Annotated in this window: 12 protein-coding genes and 1 riboswitch; of the genes, 7 read left to right on the top strand and 5 right to left on the bottom strand. The window is 66.9% G+C overall.

Annotation, left to right across the window (positions count from 1 at the left end; translation table 11 throughout):
• Positions 1-498: transposase (locus IEX43_RS07575; RefSeq protein WP_188809735.1), on the top strand; the 498-nt coding region annotated here is incomplete at its 5' end.
• A gap of 114 nt (positions 499-612) precedes the next feature.
• Here the strand turns inward: IEX43_RS07575 and moeB are convergent.
• Positions 613-1,812: a molybdopterin-synthase adenylyltransferase MoeB gene (moeB, locus tag IEX43_RS07570; RefSeq protein ID WP_188809734.1), complete on the bottom strand. Its 1,200-nt coding sequence runs from the start codon at positions 1,810-1,812 to the stop codon at positions 613-615.
• 83 nt (positions 1,813-1,895) lie between these two features.
• On the opposite strand from moeB, the gene IEX43_RS07565 reads away from it, so the two are divergent.
• From IEX43_RS07565 to IEX43_RS07555, 3 genes are read left to right on the top strand one after another with little or no spacing between them, the layout of a single operon-like run.
• The gene (locus IEX43_RS07565) at positions 1,896-2,561 is read left to right on the top strand and encodes a TetR/AcrR family transcriptional regulator (RefSeq protein WP_104185043.1); all 666 of its coding nucleotides are present in this window, start codon (positions 1,896-1,898) and stop codon (positions 2,559-2,561) included.
• A gap of 48 nt (positions 2,562-2,609) precedes the next feature.
• Positions 2,610-2,834, top strand: a complete 225-nt coding sequence (locus IEX43_RS07560; protein ID WP_104185044.1) for a DUF3107 domain-containing protein — start codon at positions 2,610-2,612, stop codon at positions 2,832-2,834.
• Between the two features lie 37 nt (positions 2,835-2,871).
• Positions 2,872-3,174, top strand: coding sequence for a hypothetical protein (locus tag IEX43_RS07555; RefSeq protein WP_188809733.1), 303 nt, complete (start codon positions 2,872-2,874; stop codon positions 3,172-3,174).
• 159 nt (positions 3,175-3,333) lie between these two features.
• On the opposite strand, the gene IEX43_RS07550 is transcribed toward IEX43_RS07555, so the two are convergent.
• The 4 genes from IEX43_RS07550 to IEX43_RS07535 form a co-directional block, all read right to left on the bottom strand.
• Positions 3,334-3,687 carry a 4a-hydroxytetrahydrobiopterin dehydratase gene (locus IEX43_RS07550; protein WP_188809732.1) on the bottom strand — a complete coding sequence of 118 codons (354 nt, stop codon included), beginning with the start codon at positions 3,685-3,687 and terminating at the stop codon, positions 3,334-3,336.
• 34 nt (positions 3,688-3,721) lie between these two features.
• Complete coding sequence (locus tag IEX43_RS07545) at positions 3,722-4,534, bottom strand: thiazole synthase (protein WP_188809731.1); 813 nt, start codon at positions 4,532-4,534, stop codon at positions 3,722-3,724.
• 5 nt (positions 4,535-4,539) lie between these two features.
• Positions 4,540-4,776 carry a sulfur carrier protein ThiS gene (thiS, locus tag IEX43_RS07540; protein ID WP_188809730.1) on the bottom strand — a complete coding sequence of 79 codons (237 nt, stop codon included), beginning with the start codon at positions 4,774-4,776 and terminating at the stop codon, positions 4,540-4,542.
• Positions 4,773-6,128, bottom strand: a complete 1,356-nt coding sequence (locus IEX43_RS07535) for an FAD-dependent oxidoreductase (RefSeq protein ID WP_188809729.1) — start codon at positions 6,126-6,128, stop codon at positions 4,773-4,775. The genes thiS and IEX43_RS07535 overlap by 4 nt, the downstream gene beginning before the upstream one ends.
• Positions 6,124-6,241, bottom strand: a riboswitch (TPP riboswitch). (Overlaps the previous gene by 5 nt.)
• 27 nt (positions 6,242-6,268) lie before the next feature.
• Here IEX43_RS07535 and thiE point away from each other — a divergent pair.
• The 3 genes from thiE to IEX43_RS07520 all read left to right on the top strand — a co-directional run bounded on the left by thiE (position 6,269) and on the right by IEX43_RS07520 (position 10,589).
• Positions 6,269-7,018 (top strand): thiamine phosphate synthase, encoded by a 750-nt coding sequence (thiE, locus tag IEX43_RS07530; RefSeq protein WP_229666352.1) that lies wholly within the window; start codon positions 6,269-6,271, stop codon positions 7,016-7,018.
• Between the two features lie 76 nt (positions 7,019-7,094).
• Positions 7,095-8,585, top strand: coding sequence for an RNB domain-containing ribonuclease (locus IEX43_RS07525; RefSeq protein ID WP_188809728.1), 1,491 nt, complete (start codon positions 7,095-7,097; stop codon positions 8,583-8,585).
• 303 nt (positions 8,586-8,888) lie between these two features.
• Positions 8,889-10,589 (top strand): DEAD/DEAH box helicase, encoded by a 1,701-nt coding sequence (locus IEX43_RS07520; RefSeq protein WP_188809727.1) that lies wholly within the window; start codon positions 8,889-8,891, stop codon positions 10,587-10,589.
• Positions 10,590-10,592 lie beyond the last annotated feature (3 nt).

Below are 10,592 nucleotides of genomic sequence, written 5' to 3'. Positions count from 1 at the left end.
ACGAACGCCGCGACCATCGTCCTGCCCGAACTGGCGGGCATGCTCGCCAGGATCCATGAGGGGCGCGCCACCGTCTATGCCCAGGTCGGAGCCCTCGTGGAGGCCCACCCTCTTCACCAGGTCCTGATGTCTTTGCCGGCGGTCGGCATCAGGACCGCAGCACGGATCCTCACCGAAGTCGCCGGCAAAGACTTCCCCACCGCCGGGCACCTGGCCTCCTACGCAGGCCTGACCCCGGTCACCTGGCGCTCCGGATCCTCCATCCGCGGCGACCGCGCCTCCCGAAGAGGCAACAAAGTCCTCAAACGCACCCTTTACCTCTCGGCGTTCGCGGCCCTCAAAGACCCGCTCTCACGCGCCTACTACGATCGGAAACGCGCCGAAGGCAAACACCACAACCAAGCACTCCTCGCCCTCGCCCGACGCCGCTGCGACACCCTCTACGCCATGCTCCGCGACGGCAGCCTCTACCAAGCCCAAACACCAACAGCAGCTTGACGAAAAACATAGGGACACTCTCACCCTCTGCTGGCAGGTGAGAGAGGGTTTCGGGTTTTCCTGCGCTAGGTGAGAGAACGTTTCGATTTAACCCACTTCACATGAGAGAGCGTCCTAGTAGACGGGTTTGTTGGGTTCCACCTCACGCACCCAGGCGAGGATCCCGCCGTCGAGATGGCTGACCCGCTGGTAGCCCGCTTTCCTGGCCGCGGCGAGGACGTTGGCCGACCGCGTGCCGGCCTTGCAGTGGAACACGATGTCCCGGTCCTGCGGGAGCTCCTCCCAGGCCTCCCCCGCGAGGATCCTGCCCTGCGGGATCAGCACAGCGCCGTCGATGCGGACAATATCGTGCTCGCCCGGTTCCCGCACGTCCACCAGGTCAAAGTCCTTGAGTCCTGCCTTCCGCGAGGCCAGCATGGTGGCGAGCTGCGCGGCCGTGACGGAATGTTCCGTGTCCGCCTGTTCGGCCGGCGCAATCCCGCAAAAGGCCTCATAGTCCGTCAGCTCCGTGATCGGTTCCGCGGCCGGGTCCTTGGATACGCGGATCTCCCGCCAGCTTCCGCCCAGCGCATCAAACAGGGCCACCCGCCCCAGCAGGGAACGTCCGACGCCGGTAATCAGCTTGACCGCTTCGGTCACCATCAGCGACCCCACGGCCGCGCACAGCATGCCGAACACGCCGCCCTCACCGCAGGAGGGCACAGAGCCCGCGGGGGGCGCCTCAGGGTAGAGGTCCCGGTAGGTGGGCCCGTGCTTTTCCCAGAACACGCTGACCTGTCCGTCAAAACGGAAGATGGAGCCCCAGACGTAGGGTTTGCCCAGGATGGCCGCTGCGTCATTTACCAGGTAGCGGGTGGCGAAATTGTCAGCGCCGTCGAGGATGAGGTCGTAGCCCGCGAACAGTTCCAGTGCGTTGGTGGCATCAAGGCGGATATTGTGCAGCCGGACGTCCACCAGGGGGTTCAACGCGGCGATGGCATCGCGTGCCGACTCGATCTTGGGGCGGCCAACGTCCGCCACCCCATGAATGACCTGGCGCTGCAGGTTGCTAAGGTCAACGTGGTCGTCGTCGATGATTCCCAGCGTGCCTACGCCGGCGGCGGCAAGGTACAGGAGCGCAGGGGACCCGAGTCCGCCGGCACCGATCACCAGCACCTTTGCGTTCTTGAGCCGCCGCTGCCCGAGGGCGCCGATCTCGGGGATGATGAGATGCCTCGAGTAGCGTTCCACCTCTGCGGCGGTGAGGTCGGCTGCCGGTTCCACCAGCGGATCCAGGGACACAGGTGAAACATTTGCGCTGATTGTCGAAGCCATACTTCAATGTATGCCCCGGGATACCGCCCGGTCATATTACCCCGCAGTAAAGTGGAGGTAACTGCAACGAAAGAAGGACAACCGTGGTCCATGAAGCACGGGCTAACCGCCCGCCGGCCGCCGAACCGCAAGCTCCCTCGCGTCCTGCAGGCCAACGGTCAGCCAGGCTTCCCCGGGACGAGCGGCGCGCCCAGCTCCTCATGGCAGCCCAGGAAGTCTTCGTGGCCAACGGTTACCACGGTGCAGCCATGGATGAAATCGCCGAGACGGCCCACGTCAGCAAGCCGGTGCTCTACCAGCACTTTCCCTCAAAACGGGAGCTGTACCTGGCCCTGCTGGAGAGCCACCTTGCGTCCCTGACGGACCTCATGCTGGGGGCCCTGAACTCCACGACGGACAATGACGAGCGCGTGCAGGCCGTCATGCGGGCCTACTTCCAGTTCATCGCCAACGATGACCAGGCGCACCGGCTGGTGTTTGAGTCGGACCTGGTCAATGATCCGGACGTCAGCGCACGCCTGGAAACCTTCAACAGGACGTTTGCCGACGCCATCGCACGCGTTATCGCCGAGGACACCAAGCTCCCCCATCTCGAGGCGCAGCTCCTGGGCCGGGGGCTCGCCGGAATGGCGCAGGTCAGTGCCCGCTACTGGCTTGAAACGGACGGCAACCTGGACCTCGATGTAGCCAGCGACCTCATCTACCGTTTAGCTTGGCGCGGAATCTCTCGCTTCCCCAAAGAGTCCTAGACTACAAATAAGACATAACCAACGAACGTGAATGGCTGGGAGGCCCCTGTGGAAATTAAGATCGGCGTTCAGAATATCGGCCGCGAAATTGTCCTGGAATCAAACGAGGATGCGGATTCGGTAGCCAAGATTGTTGAGGATGCCATCACCAAGGGCAGCGAACTCCGCCTGAAGGATGACAAGGGACGCCTGATCATTGTTCCCGGAAACGCCCTGGGCTACGTGGAGATCGGAGCCGAAGAGGCACGGCGCGTAGGTTTCGGCCAGTTCTAGGGCCTGCCGACGAACCACCCGTAGCCCAAGGAGGACCATGCTTTCGCTGACCATAGTTGTACTGGCCGCCGCCGCAGCAGGCTTTATTGTCTGGGCAAACGACAAGCGGCATGCCAAGTACGGGGCCGGCGTGCCTGCCGGGGTTTCCGTGGCCGTGGCAGCCTTGGCATGGATCATCCTGATGGCCGCCGGATTCGGATACCTGCCGGGACGCACCTGGATTCCCTGGGTCCTGCCGATCGTGCTCGGAGCCGCGTCCGCAACGGCGGCCGCCATCTACCTCGGCCGTTCACGTGCGCGTCAGGATACCCAACGGCTGACTACAATCCTTCGGGCCTGAGGCCTGCGGAGCACCTCGTGCAGCGCACTCCAAGCCAGCCGGCAGTGGCCGCCACCCCTATGGGTGGCGGCCACTGCCCGTTAAGAACACAGGGGCTGTTGGCGCGGGCGCTCAGCGACCCGCCTGTTCTGCTGGGGGCAACTAACGCTGTGCCGGCAGCTATTGCCCCTGCACATACTTCGCCGGCTCTGCCTTGGCGCCCGCAGCTGCCGCTGCTTCACTTGCTCCTGCGGCTGCCGCGAGGTCCCGGCCGGTCACCTGTCCCCCGGCGTCGTGGGACGTGTAGCGGATAAAGACGCGGTTGTAACGCCAGTCAAGGTCCGGGTGGTGGTTCTGTTCCTCGGCCAGGCGTCCGACGGCGGCAATCAGCTCAAGTGCGGCAGCCGCCGTCGGCATCTTGAAGACGGTGACCAGCCCGCCGTTGCCGGCCCGCCAGTCAGGCAGTTCAGCCAGGGCTTCGTCGATGCGTTCCGGGGAAAGGGCGTCGTTGCCGGCCACTGCTGCTCCTTGCATCAGGGCGCCAGCGCCACCCGGCAGAATGCGGGCCCTACAGGAACTCGGCCCGGCCTTCCATTGCCGACGACGCCAGCGCGTGTTCACGGCGGGGTATGCGACCAGCCGCTTTCGCCAGCCTACCGGCGATGACGGCGTGCTTGAAGGCCTCCCCCATCAGGGCGGGGTTCTGCGCCCGGGTCACCGCCGTGGCCAGGAGCACGGCGTCGCAGCCCAGTTCCATGGCGAGGGCGGCGTCGGAGGCCGTGCCGATGCCCGCGTCCAGCACCACTGGTACCGAGGCCCGGGACACGATGAGCTCGATGTTGTGCGGATTAAGGATGCCCAGGCCCGTCCCGATGGGCGAGCCGAGCGGCATCACAGCGGTAGCTCCGAGGTTTTCGAGCCGCAGGGCCAGGACGGGATCGTCATTGGTGTACGCGAAAACCTTGAATCCCCTGTTGACCAGCTGCTCCGTGGCGTCCACAAGCTCAACGGCGTCCGGCAGGAGGGTGTGTTCATCCGCGATGACCTCGAGCTTCACCCAATCGGTCTCCAGGGCTTCCCGGGCCAGTTCAGCCGTGAGGACCGCGTCCCGCGCCGTAAAACACCCTGCGGTGTTGGGCAGGACCCGGATGCCGTGGTCCACCAGCAGCTGGAAGAGCGAGCCCGCCTCGTTTGGCGAATAGCGGCGCATGGCCACGGTGGTCAGTGAAGTCCCGGACGCCAGGAGTGCGGCGCCCAGGCCGTCCAGGCTGGGCGCGCCGCCGGTGCCCATGATGAGCCGGGATGCCAGTGGGACGCCCTCGATCACCAGGGGGTCCTGGACGCCGGAGAGCTGGCTGTTGGTGATGGTGGTTCCGGTCATGGTGGTCAGCCTCCCTGTACTGCCGTGACAAGTTCGACGTCGTCGCCTTCGGCGAGCGCCGTGGCGGACCACAGACTGCGGGGCACCACCTGGGCGTTGCGGGCTACGGCCACGCCCAGCTTCCGCCCGTCCGTGGCCCGGCCGTCCGCGGCCAGTGGACGGCCCGTGACCTCGCTGACGAGCGCGGTGATGGAAGCGTCGTCGGCCACGCTGCGGCCGGTTCCGTTCAGGGTGATGTTCATGCTGTCTCCTGGGTGTTGGGTGGGGTTGCAGCCGCTTCAACCAGGTGGGAGGGAGCAGCGGAAAACCGGCCGGGGTTGAACGGGGCCCAGCGGGGGTCCTCGATGCCGTCCATGAGTTCGCGGCAGATTGCGGCCGCAGCCGGGGTGAGCAGGATGCCGTGGCGGAAGAATCCGGTGGCAATGATGAGCCCCCGTACGTGGCGGGACCCTTGAGCGCCGGGCCTTCCGGGGGCGGGCTGCCTGCCCGCGGGTTCTTCTAGTAGCGGCACCCTTCCGAGCAGCGGGGCGTTGTCCGGTGTACCGGGCCGGGCGCGGGCCGTGCACTCGAGCAGCTCAAGCTCAGCGACGGCGGGCACCAGCACCTGGGCATCGCGGAGAAGCTGGTACACGCCCCCTGCCGACACCGCACCGGCGCTGGAGACGGCGCCCCTGCCCAGTGCGTCCTCACGCTGGGTTGCCCCGATCACCACGGTTCCGTCCTGCCTCGGAACGATATATACGGGGACCCCGCGCACCAGTCCGCGGACTGTCGAGGTCACCAGGGGCCTGAGATGCACCGGTACCGCGAGCCGCAGGATGTCCCCATGGACCGGCCGCAGCGGCAGGTGAAGGTCCACCGGCAGTCCGGTGAGTTCCGGGGCGTGCAGTCCGTTGGCCATCACGGTCTCCCCGGCCAGTACGGTCCCTCCGCCTTCCAGGGCTACTCCGGCTACGGCACCGTCCCGCCAGAGCAGGCCTGATGCCTTGTCCGGCACGGCGAATCCGTCGGCGGCGCCGGCTACGCCGCTTCCGGCCACGCCGGCATCCCCGGCGAGGGCCCGGCGGAGGCAGGCCACCAGCAGCCGGGGGTCCACTTGGTGGTCCGCCGGCGTATCAAGCGCACAGGCAATGCCCGGGCTCAACAGCGGCTCCCGGCGGCGGGCCTCGCGGATGGTGAGCGGTTCAACCGCGAGCCCGTTGGCCAGCTGGACGGCACGCAGGTCCAGCAGCGACTGCCGGTCCGCGGCGTCGGCACCCACGGCGAGGGTCGGCGTCGTAAGATATCCGGGATCCGAGCCCGCGGCCGCAGCGAGGTCAGCAGCGAAACCGGGCCAGCGTACGGAGGCTTCGAGCATGAGTTCCAGGAGGTCCTCCTCCTGGTAATGCAGTTCGTTCACCGGCGCAAGCATCCCTGCGGCCGCCCGGCTGGCTCCGGAGCCGGGGGCATCGTCGATCACCACCACCGAACGGCCCGAACGCGTCGCCTCCCAGGCGATGCCGTGGCCTATGGCTCCTCCGCCGATCACCGCCACATCGGCTCTGATTGTTGAGCCGAAAGAAGGGGTGCCGGTTACGCCATGCACATCTGGCATCGATTGTCTCCTTCCCTACGCCGGTATTAACCGGATCAGGTCAAGCGGTCGGCTCTGACGCCCTCTCAGCCCGGCGCTTTGTGACAGCTGCCGCGGCTCCCGCAGTACGAGCCCAGTGTAAAGGAATTAGGCTGGCTCCCATGAATGTGTCCCACCCCCCTGCCGCCGCTTCCCGTCCGTCCGGTACCGACGCCTTTATCAACGCGGAAGGGAGTGCCGGGCTGCACGATGCGCGCCTGTACCTCTGCACGGACGCGCGCCGCAGCAGGGGCGACTTCGAGCAGTTCGTGGATGCCGCGTTCGCGGGCGGCGTGGACATCATCCAGCTCCGGGACAAGTCCATAGAGGCAGCCGAGGAGCTGGAACTTCTGGCCATCCTGAAGGAGGCGGCGGTCCGCCACGGCAGGCTGTGGGCAGTAAACGACCGCGCCGACATTGCCGTGCTGTCCGGAGCGCCGGTGTTCCACATCGGGCAGAAAGACCTTCCCCTTGAGGCAGCCCGGACGCTGCTGGACGGGAACGCCGCCATCGGCCTGTCCAGCCACAGCCCTGAACAGGTGGATGCCGCCCTGGCCGCGGCCGCCGGCCCGGCGGCGCTCGACTACTTCTGCGTGGGGCCGCTGTGGGCAACACCCACCAAGCCCGGCCGCGCCGCCGTCGGGCTGGGCCTGGTGAAATATGCGGCCGCGGCAGCAGCGGCGCAAGGGCAGGGACAGTCCGACGGCGGCGTGCCCTGGTTCGCGATCGGCGGGATTGACCACGGCAACGTGGAACAGGTGGTGGAAGCCGGGGCCAGCAGGATCGTGGTGGTCCGGGCCATTACGGAAGCCGATGACCCGGCAGCCGCAGCCGCATCGCTGCTCGACGCGCTGGACGCCGCCCGCCCGTGACGCGGCGCCGGATCTGCGGCGCATCCCGCGGGCGGTTCCCTGCACTATTCGCGGAATTCGGGCTACGCTGATTTTCGTGTCACATCATCGGCTGGCCCCCAGTGTCCACGAGCACACCAACGCCCTCGAGGCTGCCCTCAGCGCCCTGCGGACGGAGCTTGAGCTGCCGGGCAACTACCCGGAAGATGCCGTGGAGGACGCCGAGGCCGCGGTGTCGGCACTGCGGCTGCCGTCCCATGACCTGACGGGCATCGACTTCATCACCATCGATCCGGCGTCGTCCACGGACCTTGACCAGGCGCTCCACATTGAACGGGACGGCAGCAGCTACCGCGTGCTCTACGCCATCGCCGACGTGCCCTCATTCGTGGCTCCCGGCGGTCCGCTGGATGCCGAGACGCGGCGCCGCGGCCAGACCTTCTACACCCCGGACGGCCGCATTCCGCTGCACCCGGAGGTCATCAGCGAGGGCGCCGGAAGCCTCCTGCCGGGGCAGGACTGTTCCGCGTTTGTGTGGGACTTCCGCCTTGATGCCCGCGCCGAGGTCACAACCGTGACGGTCAGGCGGGCCCGGATGCGCAGCCGCGCCAAGCTCAGCTACAAGGGCGCCCAGGCGGAACTGGACGGCGGCAGCCCTTCAGACGTCCTGGTCCTCCTCAAAGAGGTGGGGCTCAAGCGCGTGGAGCTGGAGCGTGCCAGGGAGGGTGCCAGCCTGAACATGCCGGACCAGGAGATTGTCCAGCTTCCTGACGGCGGCTACCGGATTGCCGCGGCCCCGCAGCTTCCGGTGGAGGACTGGAACGCCCAGATCTCGCTCATGACGGGAATGGCGGCGGCGCAGCTCATGCTGGCCGGCAAAGTGGGCATCCTCCGCACCATGCCTTCACCGGACGAGCGTTCCCTGCACCATTTCCGGCTCCAGACGGAGGCACTTGGGAAGCCCTGGGACGGTGAGGTCAGCTACGGCGAATACCTCCGCAGCCTGGATCCCACCGATCCCCGCCAGCTGGCCATTATGCATTCGGCGGGAATGCTCTTCCGGGGTGCGGCGTATACGGCGTTCGACGGCACGGTCCCCGAGGACGCCGTGCAGTCCGCCATCGGGGCCGCCTACGCCCACACCACCGCACCGCTGCGCCGCCTGGTGGACCGCTTTGTCCTGGTGACCTGCGAGGCCCTGTGCAACGGCGGCGAGGTGCCCGGCTGGGTCCGTGAGGCGCTGCCGTCGCTTCCCGAGATCATGGCCGGCTCGGACCAGTTGGCGTCCCGGATGGAACGATTGGCCCTGGACACAGTGGAGGCAGCGCTCCTGGTGAACCACATCGGACAGGAGTTCGACGCGATCGTGATCTCCGGATCCAAGCCCCAGAAGGAAAACGGGAACGGCGGCAACGGAAGGAACGGCAACGGCAACGGCGGCTCCGGCATCATCCAGATTGCCGAACCCGCCGTCACGGCCCGTTGTGCCGGCGAACTGGTGGCCGGAACCAAGGTCCGGGTGCGCCTCGTGTCCTCTGACATTGCCACCCGGGAAGTGCATTTCGAGCTGGTCCCCTCCCTGTCCTGAGAGGGGCGGTTTCTCCTGCGGGTTGGCAGGCACACCGGGCCAAAGCCGGGTTTCCGTTCCCGTGCGGCTAGACTGAAGAGGTAGAAATGGATGCCCGGTCGTTGATTTCCTTGATTTGAAACCAACAAGCCCGCCCCTACGCGATCTTGAGATACACCCGCTGGTCACCAGTGCCAGCATTTTAGATAGCCCGCGATCGGCTTCCACTGGAATTGCTTGCGCGCCTGAGCGTGCTCCGGAACGGCCTTGGGCCGGCCCGTTGAGCAGGCAGCGCCAATGCCCAAATGAATAAGGAAACTCCACGTGAGTGAATTGCATACCCACCAGCTTCTGACGGACGACTCCGGCACCGAAACGATCGAGCCGGAAGAGACCATCATCTCCGACGAGAAGCCGCATGAGATTGAGGAGAAGTCCTTCGCGGACTTCAACGTCCGCGCCGACATCGTGGAATCCCTGGCGGACGCCGGAATCACCCATCCCTTCCCCATCCAGGCCATGACCCTGCCGGTGGCCCTCTCTGGCCACGACATCATCGGCCAGGCGAAGACCGGCACCGGCAAGACCCTGGGCTTCGGCATTCCCGCCCTGCAGCGGGTGGTGGGCCGGGACGACGCCGGCTACGAAAAGCTCGCTGTTCCCGGCGCGCCGCAGGCCCTGGTCATCGTCCCCACCCGTGAACTGGCGGTGCAGGTGGCCAACGACCTGCAGACGGCCTCCCGCAAGAGGAACGCACGCATCGCCACCATCTACGGCGGCCGGGCCTACGAGCCCCAGGTGGAAGCCCTGAAGAATGGCGTGGAGGTTGTGGTGGGAACCCCCGGGCGCCTCATCGACCTCTACAAGCAGAAGCACCTGAGCCTGAAAAACGTCAAGGTCGTCATCCTGGACGAGGCTGACGAAATGCTTGACCTCGGCTTCCTGCCCGACGTCGAAACCCTGATCGCAGCCACGCCGGCGGTCCGCCAGACCCTGCTGTTCTCCGCCACCATGCCGGGCCCCGTCATTGCCATGGCCCGCCGCTACATGACCCAGCCCACCCACATCCGTGCTGCTGATCCGGATGACGAAGGCCTCACCAAGCGGGATATCCGCCAGCTGATCTACCGTGCGCACAGCATGGACAAGATCGAGGTGGTGGCCCGCATCCTCCAGGCCAAGGGCCGCGGCCGGACCATTATCTTCACCAAGACCAAGCGCACCGCGGCCAAGGTCGCGGAGGAACTGGTGGACCGCGGTTTTGCCGCCGCCGCGATCCACGGCGACCTCGGGCAGGGAGCACGCGAGCAGGCGCTCCGGGCCTTCCGCAACAACAAGGTGGATGTCCTGGTGGCAACCGACGTCGCCGCCCGCGGCATCGACGTGGACGACGTCACCCACGTCATCAACTACCAGTGCGTGGAAGACGAAAAGATCTACCTGCACCGGGTGGGCCGCACCGGCCGTGCCGGCAACAAGGGCACCGCCGTGACCTTCGTGGACTGGGACGACATGCCGCGCTGGGGACTGATCAACAAAGCCCTGGGCCTGAGCGTGCCGGAGCCCATTGAAACCTACTCCTCTTCTCCGCATCTTTTTGAGGACCTGGACATTCCCGCAGGCACCAAGGGCCGGCTTCCGCGCGACAAGCGCACCCTCGCCGGTGTTGACGCCGAGGTGCTGGAGGACCTGGGCGAAACAGGCAAGAAGAACGCCCGCGGAGGCCGCGACGCCGGCGGTTCCCGCGACCGCGGGGGCCGCGAAGCCGGCAGTTCCCGCGACAGCCGTGACCGCGGGGCCAAGCGGGAAGGCGGCCGCAGCGGCGACTCCGCTGCCCGCTCCGGCGAGCGCCGCCGTCGCACGCCCGAGGCAGCCGCAGCACCCGTTGCTGCCGGTGACGCTCCGGCAGCAACCGAGGCCGAGCAGCCCTCACGCACCCGGCGCCCCCGCACCCGCACCCGGCGCCGCAACGGTGAAGTGGTGGGCGGCGGGAACGCCGCACAGTCCGGCAGCACCGAGGCCTAACAC

Source organism: Pseudarthrobacter polychromogenes, assembly GCF_014644495.1.
In the GTDB taxonomy this organism is placed as follows: domain Bacteria; phylum Actinomycetota; class Actinomycetes; order Actinomycetales; family Micrococcaceae; genus Arthrobacter; species Arthrobacter polychromogenes.
Note: the sequence above shows the minus strand (reverse complement) of the source record. Positions and strands in the feature narration are given on the sequence as shown.

Bases quoted from the DNA above. Each gene is read 5' to 3' on its own strand.
- moeB (WP_188809734.1), bottom strand. From the start codon at position 1,812: ATGGCTTCGACAATCAGCGCAAATGTTTCACCTGTGTCCCTGGATCCG.
- IEX43_RS07555 (WP_188809733.1), top strand. From the start codon at position 2,872: ATGCTTTCGCTGACCATAGTTGTACTGGCCGCCGCCGCAGCAGGCTTT.
- IEX43_RS07550 (WP_188809732.1), bottom strand. From the start codon at position 3,687: ATGCAAGGAGCAGCAGTGGCCGGCAACGACGCCCTTTCCCCGGAACGC.
- IEX43_RS07545 (WP_188809731.1), bottom strand. From the start codon at position 4,534: ATGACCGGAACCACCATCACCAACAGCCAGCTCTCCGGCGTCCAGGAC.
- thiS (WP_188809730.1), bottom strand. From the start codon at position 4,776: ATGAACATCACCCTGAACGGAACCGGCCGCAGCGTGGCCGACGACGCT.
- IEX43_RS07535 (WP_188809729.1), bottom strand. From the start codon at position 6,128: ATGCCAGATGTGCATGGCGTAACCGGCACCCCTTCTTTCGGCTCAACA.
- thiE (WP_229666352.1), top strand. From the start codon at position 6,269: ATGAATGTGTCCCACCCCCCTGCCGCCGCTTCCCGTCCGTCCGGTACC.